13 protein-coding genes and 1 riboswitch are annotated in these 16,818 nt (G+C 72.6%); of the genes, 4 read left to right on the top strand and 9 right to left on the bottom strand.

The genetic code is table 11. The annotated features are described in order from the left end of the window. The first annotated feature begins 122 nt into the window (after positions 1-122). Positions 123-254: riboswitch (cyclic di-AMP (ydaO/yuaA leader) on the top strand. Between the two features lie 2 nt (positions 255-256). Continuing rightward, positions 257-1,285: a hypothetical protein gene (locus tag AAH979_RS06915; protein WP_346257186.1), complete on the top strand. Its 1,029-nt coding sequence runs from the start codon at positions 257-259 to the stop codon at positions 1,283-1,285. A 99-nt stretch (positions 1,286-1,384) separates the two neighbouring features. Here AAH979_RS06915 and AAH979_RS06910 read toward each other — a convergent pair whose 3' ends face one another. From AAH979_RS06910 to AAH979_RS06880, 7 genes are all read right to left on the bottom strand, one after another. Beyond that, on the bottom strand, positions 1,385-3,760 hold the full coding sequence (locus AAH979_RS06910) for a glycoside hydrolase family 65 protein (protein WP_346257185.1): 2,376 nt from the start codon (positions 3,758-3,760) through the stop codon (positions 1,385-1,387). A gap of 16 nt (positions 3,761-3,776) precedes the next feature. Further along, positions 3,777-4,604, bottom strand: a complete 828-nt coding sequence (locus AAH979_RS06905) for a beta-phosphoglucomutase family hydrolase (RefSeq protein WP_346257184.1) — start codon at positions 4,602-4,604, stop codon at positions 3,777-3,779. Between the two features lie 144 nt (positions 4,605-4,748). Continuing rightward, entirely contained in the window at positions 4,749-6,284 is a 1,536-nt protein-coding gene (locus tag AAH979_RS06900; protein WP_346257183.1) for a multicopper oxidase domain-containing protein, read from the bottom strand. A 196-nt stretch (positions 6,285-6,480) separates the two neighbouring features. After that, positions 6,481-6,945 (bottom strand): DUF4442 domain-containing protein, encoded by a 465-nt coding sequence (locus AAH979_RS06895; protein ID WP_346257182.1) that lies wholly within the window; start codon positions 6,943-6,945, stop codon positions 6,481-6,483. Positions 6,946-6,995: 50 nt separating this feature from the next. Next, positions 6,996-8,075: a hypothetical protein gene (locus AAH979_RS06890; RefSeq protein ID WP_346257181.1), complete on the bottom strand. Its 1,080-nt coding sequence runs from the start codon at positions 8,073-8,075 to the stop codon at positions 6,996-6,998. A gap of 66 nt (positions 8,076-8,141) precedes the next feature. Then, a complete protein-coding gene (locus tag AAH979_RS06885; RefSeq protein WP_346257180.1) occupies positions 8,142-9,449 on the bottom strand; it encodes an ABC transporter ATP-binding protein in 1,308 nt (435 codons plus the stop codon). 106 nt (positions 9,450-9,555) lie between these two features. Continuing rightward, positions 9,556-11,574, bottom strand: coding sequence for a glycosyltransferase (locus AAH979_RS06880; RefSeq protein ID WP_346257179.1), 2,019 nt, complete (start codon positions 11,572-11,574; stop codon positions 9,556-9,558). Positions 11,575-11,729: 155 nt separating this feature from the next. Between AAH979_RS06880 and AAH979_RS06875 the strand changes: the two genes are divergently transcribed. Then, entirely contained in the window at positions 11,730-13,382 is a 1,653-nt protein-coding gene (locus AAH979_RS06875) for a glycosyltransferase (protein ID WP_346257178.1), read from the top strand. Between the two features lie 78 nt (positions 13,383-13,460). Here AAH979_RS06875 and AAH979_RS06870 read toward each other — a convergent pair whose 3' ends face one another. Then, entirely contained in the window at positions 13,461-14,228 is a 768-nt protein-coding gene (locus tag AAH979_RS06870; RefSeq protein ID WP_346257177.1) for an SDR family oxidoreductase, read from the bottom strand. Positions 14,229-14,362: 134 nt separating this feature from the next. On the opposite strand from AAH979_RS06870, the gene AAH979_RS06865 reads away from it, so the two are divergent. Together AAH979_RS06865 and AAH979_RS06860 are read left to right on the top strand one after the other, a co-directional pair. Continuing rightward, positions 14,363-14,536 (top strand): hypothetical protein, encoded by a 174-nt coding sequence (locus tag AAH979_RS06865; protein WP_346257176.1) that lies wholly within the window; start codon positions 14,363-14,365, stop codon positions 14,534-14,536. Continuing rightward, on the top strand, positions 14,533-15,456 hold the full coding sequence (locus tag AAH979_RS06860; protein ID WP_346257175.1) for an RNA polymerase sigma-70 factor: 924 nt from the start codon (positions 14,533-14,535) through the stop codon (positions 15,454-15,456). The genes AAH979_RS06865 and AAH979_RS06860 overlap by 4 nt, the downstream gene beginning before the upstream one ends. Positions 15,457-15,631: 175 nt before the next feature. Here the strand turns inward: AAH979_RS06860 and AAH979_RS06855 are convergent, their stop codons facing one another. Next, positions 15,632-16,735 (bottom strand): FAD-dependent oxidoreductase, encoded by a 1,104-nt coding sequence (locus tag AAH979_RS06855; protein WP_346257174.1) that lies wholly within the window; start codon positions 16,733-16,735, stop codon positions 15,632-15,634. Positions 16,736-16,818 lie beyond the last annotated feature (83 nt).

The following is a 16,818-nucleotide window of genomic DNA, read 5'->3' as shown; positions in this document are numbered from 1 at the left end:
CGGCCCCCGATCGGTGGCCGGGTGAATTTTCCACGCCGGATCACCCCGGAATCCACCAAGTCGGCCCGGTTGATCCGGTAGGCTGACCCCGGTTTCGCCCGGTGGCGCACCCCTCCGCGCCGGCGTGACCGCCGCCGAATCACCAACGGGTGAGCCGGGGACCCAGGTAGGTGGGGTGAGTCCGCAACCGCGGTAGGGACTTGTTCCGTCCCGAACCCGTCAGCTAACTCGGTAGGCGGGCGACGGAGGGACATGCATGACGGGATCCACACGTCGGCGGTTACCGCTGGCCCTGGCCCTGCTCGCCACGTTCGGCGCACTCGCCGGAGCAGCACTCCGGCCCGGCGCGGCGGAGGCGAACAGCCCCGCCGTTCTCGGCGACGAAGGCGACACGCCGCTCCTGCGCGACGTGCTCGAATCGACCGGCCGAGGTTACCTACAGGCCAAGAACGCGCTGGCCAACGCCCAGGCTCGGCAGGCGAAGATCGCCGCCGAGCTACGCCGGGTGGAGGGACGGATCGCCGAGCTGCGCCCTCGGGTGGAGCAGGTGGCCCGGACGGCGTACCAGACCGGCCGGATCGGCCCGGTGCTGGTGCTGCTGCACAGCGGCTCGGCGGAGGAACTCCTGGAGCGCGCCCGCGGGCTGGAGGTGGTGGCCCTGCGGGACAACGACGCGCTGCGCGCGCTGGGTCAGGCCCGGGAGCGGGCCACCCTGGCGAAAAAGGCACTGGACGCCGAGGTGATCGAGGAGCGCCGGCAGCTCGCCATCATGCTGCGGCAGAAGCAGGCCGCCGAGCGGACGCTGGCTCAGGTCGGCGGCGCTTCCACCGGAGGCTTCGTCAACGCCCGCTCACCGGTGGCCCGGCCCGCGCCACGCGCTGCCGACGGCTCCTGGCCGCCGCAGTCGTGCAGCCGGCCCGACCCGACCACCACCGGCTGCGTCACCCCGCGCACCCTGCACGCCTTCAACGAGGCGCGCCGGGCCGGCTTCACCCGGTTCACCGGGTGCTACCGCTCCGGCGGCCCCTACGAGCACCCGAAGGGGCGGGCCTGCGACTTCTCCGCCGAGGCGGGCGGCTTCCGGGGTGCCGCGACGGGCGCCAACCGGACCTACGGCAACAACCTCGCCGCGTTCTTCGTCCGCAACGCCGACCGGATCGGTGTGCTGTACGTGATCTGGTACCGGCAGATCTGGTTGCCGACGACCGGTTGGAAGTCGTACAGCGGTGCGCACGGCGACCCGTCCAGCGACCACACCAACCACGTACACCTGTCGCTGGTCTAGGTCCCGTCGGGGTGCCGATCAGATCTTGACGACGTCTTGCGGTTGGGACCGCCGGGGCGGCGAGAAGTCGTCAAGATCTCGGGGTTTCCCGGCCGGCGGTCAGGTCGGCTCGCCTTCGGGAGCACGGCGGGCGGGCGCCCGACCGGCCGGTTGGGCGGGTTGCGGGCCCACCGGGCGGGCCGGCGGGATCGGCCGGGTCACCGACTCCAGGCAGGTGATCCGGACCTTCTCGCCGTGGTGCAGCAACTCCAGGGCGTCGTCCGGCTCGCCGTCGCGCAGCGCGTACGTCGCCTCGCGCGGCCGGACGTCGACCCGCAGGTGCACGCCCCGGTAGCGGAGCGAGAACTCCAACCGGTCGATCCGGCTCGGCAGCCGGGGTGTGAAGGAAAGCGTCGAGGTATGGTCACGCATCCCACCGAACCCGGCCACCAGGGCGATCCAGGCCCCGGCCAGCGAGGCGACGTGCACGCCGTCCCGGGTGTTCTGGTTGAGGTCGTGCAGGTCCATCAGGGCCGCCTCGCCCAGATAGTCGTGCGCGAGTTCGAGGTGCCCGGTCTCGGCGGCCAGCACCGCCTGGGTGCACGCCGACAGCGACGAGTCGCGGACCGTACGCCGCTCGTAGTAGGCGAAGTTGGCCGCCTTCTCCTCGTCGCTGAACGCGTCGCCGCGCCAGTGCATCGCCAGCACCAGGTCGGCCTGCTTGATCACCTGCTTGCGGTACAGGTCGAAGTAGGGATAGTTGAGCAGCAGCGGGTACTGCTCCGGCGGCGTGTTCGCGAAGTCCCACTCCTGATGGCGGGTGAAGCCCTCCACCTGCGGGTGCACGCCCAGCTCCGGGTCGTACGGGATGTGCATGTCGTGCGCGGCGTCCCGCCAGGCGGCCGTCTCCTCGTCGTCGACGCCCAGCTTCCAGGCCTCCTCGCCGTGCCGGGTGGCGGCGTCGGCGGCGGCCAGCAGGTTCCGCTGGGCCATCAGGTTGGTGTAGACGTTGTCGTTCTTCACCGCCGTGTACTCGTCCGGCCCGGTCACCCCGTCCAGGTGGAACCGGCCGTCTCGGTCGTGGTGCCCGAGCGAGCGCCACAGCCGGGCGGTCTCCACCAGCAGTTCCAGCCCGACCTCACGCTCGAACTGCTCGTCGTCGGTGGCCTGCACGTACCGGCGTACCGCGTCGGCGATGTCGGCCGCGATGTGGAACCCGGCGGTGCCGGCCGGCCAGTACGCCGAGGTCTCCTGGCCCCGGATGGTCCGCCACGGGAACGCGGCGCCGCGCAGTCCCAGCGTCCGGGCCCGCTCCTGGGCCAGGTGCAGGGTGGAGTGCCGCCAGCGCAGCGCGGAGGCGACCGCCGACGGCAGGGTGTAGGTCAGCACCGGCAGCACGAAGGTCTCGGTGTCCCAGAACGCGTGCCCGTCGTATCCCGGCCCGGTCAGCCCCTTGGCCGCGATCGGCCGCAGCTCGGCCCGGGCGCCGGCCTGGAGCACGTGGAAGAGTCCGAACCGGACCGCCTGCTGCACCTCCGGGTCGCCCTCGACCCGCACGTCGGAGTCGTCCCAGAAGGTGTCGAGATAGCCGCGCTGCTCGGTGCAGAGCCCGTCCCAGCCGGAGAACTTGGCGCCGGCCAGCGCCGCCGCCACCTGGTCGCGCAGTGCCGGCCGGGACCGGCGGCTCGACCAGCCGTACGCGACGAACTTGACCAGCCGGAGCTGCTCACCTGGCTTGATCCTGGAGGTGACGGTGGTCCGGGCCCAGTCCTCGTACGCCTCGGTGCCGACCAGCTTGCGCTCCGGCCCGTGCACCTCGTGGCTCATCGAGACGGCCACCCGCAGCCCGCTCGCCTTGGTGCGGTGGATCAGCAGCGCCCCGTCGCTGTGCACCAGCTGCTCCTCGGACTGCAACGGCGACTCCAGCACCGCCGCCACCCGGGGATCCCGGCTCTGCGCCGGCAACTGCTCGTTGGCGACCAGTTCGGACTGGATGATCAGCCGCATCGGGCCGTCGACCGGCTCCACCCGGTATTCGATCGCCGCCACCGAGCGCTGGGTGAACGAGACCAGCCGGGTCGAGCAGATCCGCACCGTACGCCCGGCCGGGGAGCGCCACTCGACCGACCGTTGCAGGGTGCCGCCGCGCAGGTCGAGCACCCGCTCGTGGCTGAGTAGTTCGCCGTACCGGACGTCGAAGGGTTCGTCGTCGACGAGCAGCCGGATCGGCTTGCCGTTGGTGACGTTGACGATCGTCTGGCCGGACTCGGGGAAGCCATAGCCCGCCTCGGCGTACGGCAGCGGCCGCAGCTCGTAGAAGGAGTTCAGGTACGTCCCCGGCAGGCCGTGCGGCTCACCCTCGTCCAGGTTGCCGCGCAGCCCGATGTGCCCGTTCGAGAGCGCGAACACCGACTCGGACTGGGCGAGTACGTCCAGGTCGAGCCGGGTCTCCCGGACGTGCCACGGCTCGACGGGATAGGCCCGTTCCCGGATCATCGGCGCCTCCTCGCAGTCACCGGACCACCTCCGGCCCGGCGTCGGCCGTTCCGGCATCGCCGAGGCCGGCGTCCGTCGGATCGGCACGTCCCGGCCGGGTCTGCCCGCCGGGAAGTAGTTCGGAGAGGTCGCGCACCACGATGTCGGCGCCGTGTTCGCGTAACGCGTCGGCCTGGCCAACCCGGTCGACCCCGATCACGAAGCCGAAGTTGCCGGCCCGGCCCGCCGCCACTCCGGCCAGCGCGTCCTCGAAGACCGCGGCCTGGTCGGGGCGGACCCCGAGTAGTTCGGCGCCGGCCAGGAAGGTGTCCGGATGGGGCTTGCCACGCAGCCCGCGCCGCCGGGCGACGACACCGTCCACCCGGGCCTCGACCAGCGGTTCGAGGCCAGCCGCCGCGACCACGTCCCCGGCGTTGGCGCTGGCCGAGACGACGGCCCGGCGCAGCCCGGCGGCCCGCGCGGCATGCAGGTAGTCCACCGATCCCTGGTACGGCAGCACACCGTCGTCGTGGATCCGCTGGAGCAGGACGACGTTCTTGCGGTTGCCCACCCCGTTGACGGTGTCGACGGTCGGCGGGTCGTCCGGCTCGCCCTCCGGCAGGGTGATCTGCCGGGAGGCGAGGAACGTCCGCACCCCGTCGGCCCGGGGGCGGCCGTCGACGTACCGGTTGTAGTCGTCGCCGGGGTCGTACGGCCGGAACGGCTCGCCGGTCGCCTCGGACCACCGCCGGAGGAACTCGTCGAAGGTCTCCGCCCAGGCCGCGTTGTGCACCCGGGCGGTCTGGGTCAGCACGCCGTCGAGGTCGAAGAGGCAGGCGGTCACGTGCGCGGGTAGGCCCAACACGCCTAACAACCTAACCGGGAAGGCATCGCGCGGCACGGTTTCCGGTTCGGCCACGCCGATGCGCCGACGGGCTCCGCCCGGCGAGGATGCCGGGCCGAGGGGCTCCGCCCGGCGACCCGCGCCATCCGGGGGGAGCCCGATCGCTCAGCGGTGCTGGGCGTGCCCGTGCCCACCCGGTGGTCGCCCCGGTCGCTGACCCGGCTCGACCACCACGAACTGCCCCATCATGCCCTGGTCCTCGTGCTGGAGCAGGTGGCAGTGGAACATGTACGGCATGTTCGGGTCGGCGTAGTCGGCGAACCGGGCGATGATCCGTAGCGAGTCGACGGTGCTGACCAGCACGGTGTCCTTCCAGCCGGCCAGTTCCGGCGGTGGTTCCCGACCGTCCACCGAGAGCACCTGGAACTGCACGTCGTGCACGTGGAAGCTGTGCGGCGTGGCGTCCTGCTTCTCGATGTCCCAGATCTCGGTGCTGCCCCGGGTGACCGCGAAGTCGATCCGGTCCAGGTCCATGTCCCGACCGTTGATCTCGCGTCCGTTCAGCCGGAACCGGCGGGTCTGCGCGGCCGACGCCGGGTCGAGCCGCTCGACCGGTACCAGCCGGTCCGGCACCTCCGGTGCCGCCGCGAGGCTGCCGGCGGCCCGCAGTTCGAGTACGTCGAAGGTGTCCTCACCGCCGGTGAAGCGGCCGCCGAAGAACTCGACGCCGTGGTTCGGCGGATAGCTGCGCAGCACCACCCGTTCCGCCGGCCGCATCGACACCACCACCTCGGCCCGCTCGCCGGGCGAGAGCCGGATCCGGCCGGTCCGGTGCGGGCGTTCCAGCAGGCCGCCGTCGGTGCCGACCAGGTCGAAGGCGCGGTTGTCGGCGAACCCGAAGTCGTACGTCCGGGCGTTGGAGCCGTTGAGCAGCCGCAGCCGGACCCGTTCGGTGCTGACGTCCAGGTACGGCCCGACGGTCCCGTTGACCAGCAGGGTGTCGCCGAGGATGCCGGTCCCGCCGAGGCTGGAGTTCCCCTCGTCGAGCCGACCGTCGGAAGTGAACTTGCGGTCCTGCACGATCACCGGGATGTCGTCGACGCCGTACCGGCGGGGCAGCGCCAGCCCGGCCGACGGCTCGTCGTCCAGGATGAACATCCCGGACAGTCCCCGGTAGACCTGCTCCGCGGTCTCGCCGTGCGGGTGCGGGTGGTACCAGAGCGTGGCGGCGGGCTGGTCGATCTTCCACTGCGGCGACCAGGTGGCGCCGGGCCGGACCATCTGGTGCGGGCCGCCGTCCATCACCGCCGGCAGGTGCATGCCGTGCCAGTGCACGCTGGTCGGCCGGCCGATCCCGTTGACCACGTTGACCACCACCTGCTCGCCGCGCCGGGCCCGCAGGGTCGGGCCGAGGTAGTCGCCGTTGAAGCCCCAGGTGGCGGTCGAGCCGCCCTGGCCGAAGTCGCGCTGGCCGGGCTGGGCGCGCAGGTCGAAGACCCGGCGCCCCTGGCCGTCGATCCGCGACTGCGCCAGCGGCGGTACGGCGAGCCGGTTGACGAAGTCCACCTCTCCACGGGTGTCGATGACACCCCGGGTCCAGACCCAGGTGCCGACCGCCGTGCCGATCCCACAGAGCAGCAGTACGACCGAGAAGACTCCGAGCAGCACCCGGAGCCACCGCCGCGATCCCCCGCCGGCCATTGCGACACCTCCCTATATCTCAGATGACTACATGTAGCCTTCCTTCATATCGGGGGATCGTCCATGCCAGGCGCCGGAAGTCAGGGACGGTTCAGGGAGACCCGGACGGATCCCTCGGGGGAGCCGGATCCCGGCCAGACGGAGCGACAGATCGGCTGTCGAGGCTGGTCAACCTGCCCGTGCCGGAGCCGCGCGGTCAGCGCGGCTTGAGCGTCCAGTGCACGGTCATCTCGGTGGTCGGCACGCCGTCCTCGGTGCCGACCACGACCGACACCGGAAACTCGGGCCGGTTGCCGGCCTCGAACTCGGCCACCACCTCGGCGACTGGGCGGCCCAGCCGCGCGGTCGCCCGGACCGCGCCCATCGCCAGCCGCCGGTAGCGGATCTCCGCCTGGGTGGCCAGTGGCACCGCCCGCTCGAAGAGCTGACCGAAGGCGGCGAGCACCACCGCACCGGAGGCGGTCTCGCCGAGCGTGAACAGCGCACCGGCGTGCGGGCCGCCGACGTGGTTGTGCGTCGGCGGCGAGTCGGGCAGCCGGACGACGGCGCGGATCCCGCCGGCCCCGTCCGGAGTCACCTCGACCAGTTCGAAGCCGAGAGTCCGGGCGAACGGTACGGCCTCGAGCAGGCCGGCGGCGATCTGCCGTACGTCGGGAGCCATGGCCGTACGCTACTTGCTGGTAACTTGCCCCGGCAAGGCCCCGGACGGCCTCAGAAGAGGCTGCCCAGGCTACGCAGGATCTCCGCGTAGAAGTTGCCGTCGATGCTGCGGAAGAACGCGAACGGCTGCTCCGGGTCGCCGAAGAACGGCCGCAGCGTCCACGCCAACTGGGTGCCGACGAACCCGAACAGCAGGATCCAGATGTAGAGCAGGGTCATGCTCGCCGGGCGGGGGCCGCCGGACGGGGACGGCGGCACCCCCGGCCGGCCGATCGGGTACGGCTCCGCCGCGCGGTAGCCGTACTGCCCCGGCACCGGCTGGGCCGGAGCGGGCACCACCTGCGTCGGAGCCGCCCCGGCGGGAGCCGCCGGCACGGTAGCCGGAGCCGCCGTGGCGACCGCCGGCTGGGCGGGCGTGGCCGGTGCCGGCTGGGCGGGCGTGGCCGGCCCGTCCCCGTTGGCCGTGGTCGCCGGGGCCGGCGTCTCGCCGTTCACCGCGCCGACCGCGACCGGCACCTGCTGCGGCGCCGTCACCGACTGGGGCGCCGCCCAGGGACTGCCCTGGGCGGGGGCGGCCACCGCCGGCTGGCCGGCGCTCACGGCGGCCGGCTGGCCGGTGGGGGTGGGGGCGAGCAGGCCGTGTGCGTTGAGCACCTGCATGCCACCGGTCAGGAAGCGCAGCCCGACCAGGGCCGACAGGGTCAGGATCGCCACGTTGAGCAGCTTGAAGAAGGCGTAGTCCGGTGCGGTGATCAGGAAGAAGAGGCTGATCGGCGCGAACGCCACCGCAAGCATCGAGGTGACCGCGATCGCCACCATCACCATCGAGACGGCCTGCCGCACCGACAGCCGGGCCCCGAAGACCAGGTTGAACAGGTACAGCGTCGGCAGGCAGATGGCCAGCGTGACCAGGAACAGCAGCGGCAGCTTCACCGCCGAGGTCAGGGCCATCAGCACGCTGTGGAAGGCACCGAGCACGGCGCCGTAGCAGGCCAGCGCGATCGCCGAGCTGGCCAGCATCTGGCCGGTGAGCCCGTTGAGGTCGCGCTCTTCGACGATCTGCTGCCAGACGCTGTGCCGGTCGCGGAGGATCCGCTCGATCACGAGCAGGCCGGGTCGTTCCTGTGACACGAGCGGCTCTCCTAACGGGACTACCAGGGATGGAGGAATCGACAGACGCTAAGGGACGGGAAGCGGTCAGCGCCACCCCACGTCGATCCGGTCGCCGCGCTCGTCGAAGAAGTGCACCGCGTCCATGCGTACCGAGACGGCCATCGGGTGGCCGGAGGTGACCGCCGGATACGGCGCCAGCCGCACCGCCAGCTCGGCGGGGCGGCGGTGGTGCCGACCCGGGTCCAGCACGCTGTCCCGGGCACCTCGGGCCGCCGGGGCCGGCTGAGCCGACCCGACGGCGCGCCCGGTCAGCCGCTGCATCACCTGGCCGAGCCGCCGGAGCCCCCGGCCCCCTCCGGCCGGACGCTCGTCGGTCACCGGGCCGCCCAGGTCGTCGACGACGATCGCGGTCGCCCCGATGTCGAGGAACGCCAGCGACTCGTGCCCGTGGTGCTCCAGGTATCGGATGCGTCCCTGCAACACGTCGCCGGGAGAGTCCGGAGCCACCGGGGTCAGCGCCTCGGCCCGCATCCCGACCACGATCCGCTCGCCGTGGTAGTGCGCCACCGCCCGGGCCCGGATGTCGTCCCAGGGCAGATAGAGCGCCTGCTCGCCGAGGTTGAGCGTGACGTACCGGTCGAGGTGCACGTAGACGGTCGCCTCCAGCAGGTTCATCCGGGGGCTGCCCAGGAACGCGGCGACGTAGAGGGTGGCCGGCCGGCCGTACACCTGGGTCGGGGTCCCGACGTCCTGGAGGACCCCCTTGCGCATGATCGCCACCCGGTCCGCCATGGTCAGCGCCTCGGCCTGGTCGTGGGTGACGTAGATGGTGCTCACCCCGAGCTCGCGGACCAGTCCGGAGATCTCGGCCCGCAGCTCGGCCCGCAGGCCGCTGTCCAGGTTGGAGAGCGGCTCGTCCATCAGGAACAGCCCGGGGCGCCGGACGATGGCCCGGCCCATCGCCACCCGCTGCCGCTGCCCGCCGGAGAGTTGGCTGGGCTTGCGGCCGAGTACGTCGGCGATGCCGAGCGCACTCGCCACGTCGGCCACCCGCTCACCGCGCGGCCCTTCCTCCACGCCGGAGAGCCGGAGCGGGAAGGCAATGTTCGCTCCCACCGACATATGCGGATACAGCGCAAAATCCTGGAAGACCATGGCAATTCCGCGATCCCGCGGCGGCAGGTCGTTCGCCAGTTCGCCGTCGAGCAGCACGGCGCCGGTGGTCGGGTCCTCCAGACCGGCGACCATCCTGAGCACGGTGGACTTTCCGCAGCCCGAAGGGCCGAGCAGCACCATGAACTCGCCGTCGTTGACGTCGAGACTGACGTTGTCGACCGCCACTGTCCCATCCGGGAATACCTTCGTGACGTCTTTGAGCGCGACGGTAGTCACCGTCACCTCCCCGCAGCGTTATGGCCGGCCCCGGGAATGACTGTGACGAGGATCATCACAGAAGCCCATCGGGTAAACGTGCCATGTTCACGTTGTGACATGACGGTTACCAGACTCGATTCGACCTCTGCTGATGCAACTTCCACCGGCTGCTCGGCGGCACCGGCTCGGTGCCGGAGGTGCCGAATTCACCGTGCCGGGGCAGCCCGGTCCACTGCACGCCGCTGTCCCGCAGGAAGTACTCCAATCCGGGGTCCCAGGTGTGTCCGGCCGGCCGGCGCTGATAGACGTAGCCGAGCGGATGGGTCCGGTAGACCAGCCCACCCGCCCGGCGGACCCGGTCGATCAGGCCCCGGTCGACCGCACTCGGCACCGGGCGCCAACCACCGACCTCGGCCAGGTCGCCCCGACCGATCAGGATCGTGCCGCCGGCGACGACCGGGGCGAAGCTCTCCGGCGCCCCCGCGTCCCGCCGTACGGTGGTGTCCAGCGCACCGAGATAGACGAACTCGGCCGCCTTGCCGACCATCGTCGCGCCGGAGTGGTGCCGGGCGAGGACGAGATCCCAGACGTGCTCCGGCCCGTACGTGTCGTCGTCGTCGAACTTCGTCACCAGGGTGCCCCGGGCCCGGGCGGTGGCCGCGACCAGCGCCTCGCCGAAGCTCTGCCCGGCCGGCACCTCGACGACCTCGACCGGCCGCCCGCAGTCGGCCAGCCGCTGGCGCAGCTCGACCGGCAGCCCCACGCCGTGCAGGCAGAGCACGATCTCCAGCTCCGGATAGCTCTGCGCCGCCACCGCCGCCACCGCGTCGAGGACGTGCTCCAGCCGACGGGTCACCAGCAGCACCGAGACCGGCGGCAACGCGCCGAGGCCGGCAAAGGTGGCCGCCGCCAGCCGGGGCAGCGCGAAGCCCCGGGCGTGCCGGCGCAGTACCGCCCGGCGCTGGCGTACCGCCCGGGCCTCCCACTCCAGGTCGGTCTCCGGGTCGGGCCGGCCGGTCGGGCGGTCCGGCAGCGGGGCACGGAAGAGTTCGACCACCTCGTCGGCCAACTGCGCCCGGCAGGAGACCGGCAGGCCGGGTGCCCGGACCAGTACGCCGGCCAGCGCGAGGTGCAGCAGCAGGGCGGCCTCGGCCCGGGGCCGCAGCCCGGGCACCGCGCAGTCGAGCAGCCCGATCCCGGCCAGCGCCGACCGGGTCCGCTCGGTCAGCCACGGCCGGTCGAGCCGACCCTCACAGTCCAGCCCGTCCGGTCCCCGGATCCGCCAACTCGCGCCGTCCGGCCCCGGGGAGAAGTTCAGCTCGGCCCGGGGCGCGTCCGGCCCGAACGGCCCGTACCGGCCGACCGGGACGGCGTGTTCGGCGTCGAGCAGTACCGGCCCGGTCCGGCCGCCGTCCTCGGTGTCCGGCACGCCCAACCGGTCGACGGTCAGCCGGGCCCGGTACGCCGTACCGGCCGGGTCCCCGGCCACCGACGGGCTGGCGCCGTCCGGCCGGAGCACCAGGTCGTACGGCCGGACGGCCGGGTTGCCGGGCAGTTCCCCCGCGACGACGGCGAGGGTGGGTCCGGCGCCCAGCCAGCCGGGGAAGACATCCTGGGCGGTCACCTCCGGGCTGCCCGGGGTCGGCAGTGGACGGATCGGGGTGAGCAGCGGCAGCACGGCGGCCAGCACCGAGCGGAGCGGTACGGACCAGCGCAGCTCGATCTCGGCCGCCACCCGGCCCCGGTCGTGCCGGGGCAGCGTGATCCGCTGGGCGAGCAGGTGCGGCACCGGCCCCAGCCGGCCGGACCAGCCGCGCTGCGGGATCTCCCAGTCCTGCACGACGATGCTGATCCGGCGTACCCGAGTCAGCCCGACCGGGTGGTCGAGCAGGTGCCGCAGCCAGGTCACGGACCGGGCGGCGACGGCCATCCGGCCGACGAACATCCGGTGCCAGGCCGGTCCGGCACCGGCCGCCCGGTCCGCCGCCGGGCCCTGCCGGGGCACCCGGCTCGACGCGGGCGGGCCGGGTATCTCGGTCAGCCGGGAGCCGAGCGTGACCAGCGGCCACCGTCGCCGGCCGTCGGGTTCGCCGACGGCAACCCGCCAGCGGAGGTACTTCTCCGGGTCGTCCCTGCCTGGCACGCCGATCCCTTCGTCGGCCGACCACCGACGCCAACCTACGTGGCGCTATCGCGAAGGCACTTACGGTAGTCGACCGCGCGGCTGATTTCGACCGAAACCCGCCACGCGGCGCGCAGATATCAGCTCTCGGCAACCGGATAGTTACACTGTGCCGCGTGTCCAGCCCTGCCCGGGCCACCACGGCCCATCCCCCGGTCCGGTTGTTCCGGAACGACTGGAGTCGACTCACCCCACCCGAGCTGGACGGCTGGCAGCCGACCCGGTCGGTTTCGCTGATCATCCCGGCCCACGACTGCCAGCCCTCCCTCGACCTCACCCTGGCCGCGTTGCGCGCCCAGACGTACCCGTCGGGGTTGCTGGAGGTGGTGGTGGTCGACGACGGCAGCGACCCGCCGCTGGTCCTGCCCCGGATCCGCCCCGACAACTGCCGGCTGCTCCGGGTCGCCGACCACGCGAGCGGCTGGGGCCGGTCGACCGCGCTGCACGTCGGCGCGGAGCGCAGCGAGGGCGAGATCCTGCACTGGCTCGACGCCGACATGGTGGTCTTCCCGGAGCATGTGGCGGCGCAGGCCCGCTGGCAACACGTCAGCGACGAGGTGGTCACCCTCGGCTACAAGCGCTTCGTCGACGCCGACTGGCCCACCCCGGAACAGGTCGCCGAGAGCTGCGCGGCCGGCACCGCCGACCGGCTCTTCCGGCTCGACGACTCCGAGCCGCACGAGTACGTCGAACGCCTCATCGACGACACCGACCAGCTCCGCGGCGGTGACCACCTGAACTTCCGGGCGCACGTCGGCGCCACCGCCGCACTGGCCCGCAGCCTCTATGCCGAGACCGGGGGACTCAACCCCGACCTGCGGCTCGGCGAGGACACCGAGTTCGGCTACCGGCTGGCCCAGGCGGGTGCGGTCTTCGTGCCCGAGCCGCGGGCCCGGAGCTGGCACCTCGGGCGGTCCCACATGATGGCCCGGGGCGAGGCGTTGCGCCGGTACAACCGGCCGTTCCTGGCCGACCTGATGCCGCAGCCCCGCTACCTGCGCTCCGCCGCGCACCGGAGCTGGGCCGTACCGCTGGTGGTGGCGGTGGTCCGGGCCGACGGGCCGTACGAGATGGTCCGCACCTGCGTCGACCGGCTGCTCGCCGGCGACCAGACCGACCTGCGGGTGGCGCTGGTGGCGGACTGGGCCGAACTCACCGATCACCGCCGCTCGGTACTGGCCGACCCGTTGCTGGACCTGCGACTGCTCGCCGCGACGTACCGTTCCGAGCCCCGGGTGGAGTTGGCCGGGCAGCCGCCGACGACCGCGTACCCGGCGCCGTACCTGCTGGAACTCGGGTCGCACCTGGGAGTGGACGCGGACACCGTACGCCGGCTGGTGACGGCCGCCGACCAGTGGCAGGTCGGTCTGGTCCGGCTGCTGCCGATCGGGGCGACGGCACCGGACGACGGGCTGTCGCTCTGGCGCACCTCCGCGCTCAGCCGCGCCTTCCGGGTACGCCGGCCCGACGAGTCCCTGGACGAGGTGGTCGCCGAGGTGGCCGGGCGGCGCTGGGTCAGCGGCGACGACTTCGGGGTGATCGACCTGCGGCTGCTGCCGGAGAACAAGTGGTCCTCGCCCCGGCCCCGGCTGGTGGTCCGGCCGGACAAGCGGGCCCGGCGGGCGGCACTGGCCGGGGTGGAGACGATCCCGGTCGGCGGGATCCGGTCGCTCGCCTCCGCCACCCGGTTCGTCGCCGGCCGGTACGCCGGACTCGCCGCCGACCGGGTCCGACAGCGGGTACGCCGCCCGTCCGCGGTCGACCGATGATCCGCCGTCGTACACATGTTCTATCCACAGGCTGTGGACAGAACATGTGTACGAACGACAGGTGACCGGGCTGAGCGCCTACCAGGGCACCGGGCCGCCCTCGCCGAAGAACCCGGCGGTGGGTCCGTCGGCGTCGAGCGTGGCCAGCCGCACCACGGCGGCGGCGCCCTGCGCCGTGCTGAGGTACCCGGTGTGGTTGTTGATGTCCGTGTCGACGAAGCCGGGGTCGGCGGCGTTGACCAGGATGCCATCCTTCCGCAGCTCGTTCGCGTACTGCACGGTCAGCGCGTTCAACGCCGACTTGGAGGGCGAGTACGCGGCGGACGCCAGCAGCCCGGCGAGCGGGCCGTCCGGGTCGCTGGCGAGGGTCAGCGACCCGGCGGCACTGCTGACGTTGACGATGCGCGGCGCCGGCGACCGCCGCAGCAGCGGGAGCAGGGCGTTGGTCACCGCGATGACCCCGAAGACATTCGTCCCGAAGACCGCCCGGACCATGTCCAGGTCGACGGAGCTCGGGACCTGGTCATGGGCGTCCTCGGGCGAGACCTGCCCGGAACCGGTGATGGCGGCGTTGTTGACCAGGACGTCAAGGTGGCCGAAGCGCTCCTCGACCCACCTCGCGGCCGCGCGGACGGTGGCCGGGTCGGTGACGTCCAGGATGACCGCGTGCGCGTCGCCGCCCGCCCTGCGCACCGCCGCGGCGGCCTCCTCGCCACGTCGCGGATCCCTGGCGCCGATCAGGACCGTCATGCCCAGCGCGGCGAGCTGCTCGGCGGTCGCGCGGCCGATCCCCTTGTTCGCCCCGGTGATCAGCGCGACCTTCTGGTGTGTGGTGTGCTCGTTCATGCCCAAGCTCCTGTCCGAGAGGCTGTCTCGCCCGAGACGAGACAGCCCGGCCGTTCCGTGACATGTCACAGAACCGGCGGGCTGTCTCGTCTTGAGTAGCGGATACCGGGACGGATGTCGGGAAGGTGCTGGTCATGAGGGTGTTCGTGGCGGGCGGGGCCGGGGTGTTGGGGCGGCGGCCGGTGCCGCCGCTGGACCCGACGAGTACAGGCGGGCGCGGCTTCTCCACCGCCAAGGCCACCCGGGAGCTCGGCTGGCGGCTGCGCTGCCCCTCCTGGCGGCAGGGCTTCGAGGAGGAGCTGGCGTGACCCGGGCCGAGGAGTTCGAGGAGCTGCGGCCGCTGCTGTTCTCGATCGCCTACCGGATTCTCGGCAGCGTGAGCGAGGCCGAGGACGCGGTCCAGGAGACCTGGCTGCGCTACGCGGGCTCCTCGACACAACCCAGGTCGGCCAAGGCGTTCCTGTCGGCCACGGTGTCCCGGATCGCGATCGACGTGCTGCGCTCGGCGCGGGTACGGCGGGAGGAGTACGCCGGGCAGTGGTTCCCGGAGCCACTGCTGACCGACCCGTACGAGGACCCGGAGCGGTCGGCGGAGCTGGCCGACTCGGTGTCGATGGCGGCCCTGTTGCTGCTGGAGCGGCTCAGCCCGCTCGAACGGGCGGTCTTCGTACTGCGGGAGGTCTTCGGGTTCGACTTCCGCGAGATCGCCTCGGCGGTGCGCCGTTCCGAGGCGGCGTGCCGCCAGCTCGCGGTGCGGGCGCGCCGGCACATGGACGCGGGCCGGCCCCGCTTCGAGGCCGACCGAGGGGAGCGCGAGGAGCTCGCCGGGCGATTCTTCGACGCCTTCCGGGAGGGGGACCTGGATGGGCTGCGGGAGTTGCTCGCCGCCGACGCGCAGATGACCGGCGACAGCGGGGGCAAGGCCCCGCTGTGGGGCAAGGGCGTCTTCGGCGCCGAGAACGTCGCCCGGTTGCTGGCCGCGACCATCGCGCCGTTCTTCCGGATCGGCGGGGTCATGGAATCACACGAGGTGAACGGCGAGCCAGGCGCGATCTTCCGGGACCGGGACGGCAGGGTCGTCAACACCTGCGCGCTCGACATCCTCGACGGGCGGATCCAGGCGATCCGTGTGGTGCTCAACCCCGACAAGCTCGGACACCTGGGCCCGGTGGCGGACGCTTGGGACGTGGTTCGCGAGGTGAACCAGGCCCGCCGGAAGATGGACTGACCGGCAGAGTCGCCAGCACAGCCCTCGTCGGCCCGGGCCCGCCGTGCGCGGCCACCGCGGCGGCCGCGCACGGCGACCCGGCGGCCGCGCACGGCCACTCCACAACGGCGCAGAGCGCCGGCCCGGACGGGCGGCCGCGTCGTGCGGTACCCGACCCGGACCGCGTCGCCACCGCTCAGCCCGAGGTCGGGGCGGCGTCGAAGAGCGCCGAGTACATCTCGACCAGCATGCTCCGGCCCTTGATCCCGGCGGCTGCCTCCGGGCCCTTGACGCCGTCGGGCATCTGCCCGGCGCCGCCCTCCGGGCCGAGCGGCACGACGATCACCGGCGGCATCGGCTGGTAGTCGGCGGGCTCGCCCTCCCCGGTGATCATGGCGCGGATGTTCGCCGCGATCAGCTTGCCCTGCATGCCCGCCCGACCGGCCATGTTGAGGTCGGCGTCGGCCATGTCGCCGATCGCGAAGACCCGGTCCTGGCCGGCGACCCGCAACTGGCCGTCGACCCGCAGGTAGCCCCGCTCGTCGCGGGCCTGGGCGAGCGCGCCGCGCAGGTAGCCGGTGGCCGGGCTGACCCCGAAGCAGCGGTACCAGACGTCGGCGGTCAGCTCGTCGCCGTCTCCGGTGCGGACCGAGATCGCGGCCCGGGTGGCCGGTTCGGCGGTCGGCAGGTCCAGCGGGCTGCCGAGCCGCAGCTCGACGCCGAGTTTGTCGAGCTGGCGGTGCAGCTCCTCGCGGAGTTCCGGCGCGTACGGCCCGGGGAGGATGTCGGGGGCGACGTCCGCGACGGTCACATGCTTCTCCGGGAAGTACGCCTTGATCTCGCCGGCCAGTTCCAGCCCGGATGGGCCGGCACCGACCAGCAGCACCCGCTCGGCGTCGCGCAGCACCCCGTGCGCGTTCCGGATCCGGTCCCGCGTGGTGGCCAGGTCGGGCTCGTCCACCTTCGCCGGGAACGGGTACGACGATCCGGTCGCCAGCACCAGGTAGTCCGGGGTGAGGCGCTCGCCGGAGTCGAGGATGACCTCCCGGCCGTCGGCCGCCACCACCCGGTCCCGGACGAAGCGCCCACGCTTGAGCAGGTGCTCGTAGGGGAAGAAGATCCGGTCCAGCCATTCCGGCTCGACCAGCGCCCGCCAGGCCGCCACGTTGTGCGTGAACGCCTCGGTCGGGTCGACCAGGGTCACCTCGGCGACGTCGTCCAGCGCCTTCGCCGCGTTGATCCCGGCATATCCGCCACCCACCACCAGCACGCTCGGCCGCGGGTCAGTCTGCTCGCTCATTGTGCTCCCAGGAAGAGTTAGAAGTTGCGCTGCATATGCTAGCCGCTTCTGAAATGCTAGCGCCATCGGAAGCGATAGTATTC

The sequence above is a fragment of the Plantactinospora sp. ZYX-F-223 genome (genome assembly GCF_039649625.1).
Classification (GTDB): Bacteria; Actinomycetota; Actinomycetes; order Mycobacteriales; family Micromonosporaceae; genus Plantactinospora.
The sequence above is the reverse complement of the archived record's forward strand: the minus strand, read 5'-3'. Positions and strand labels throughout refer to the sequence as shown.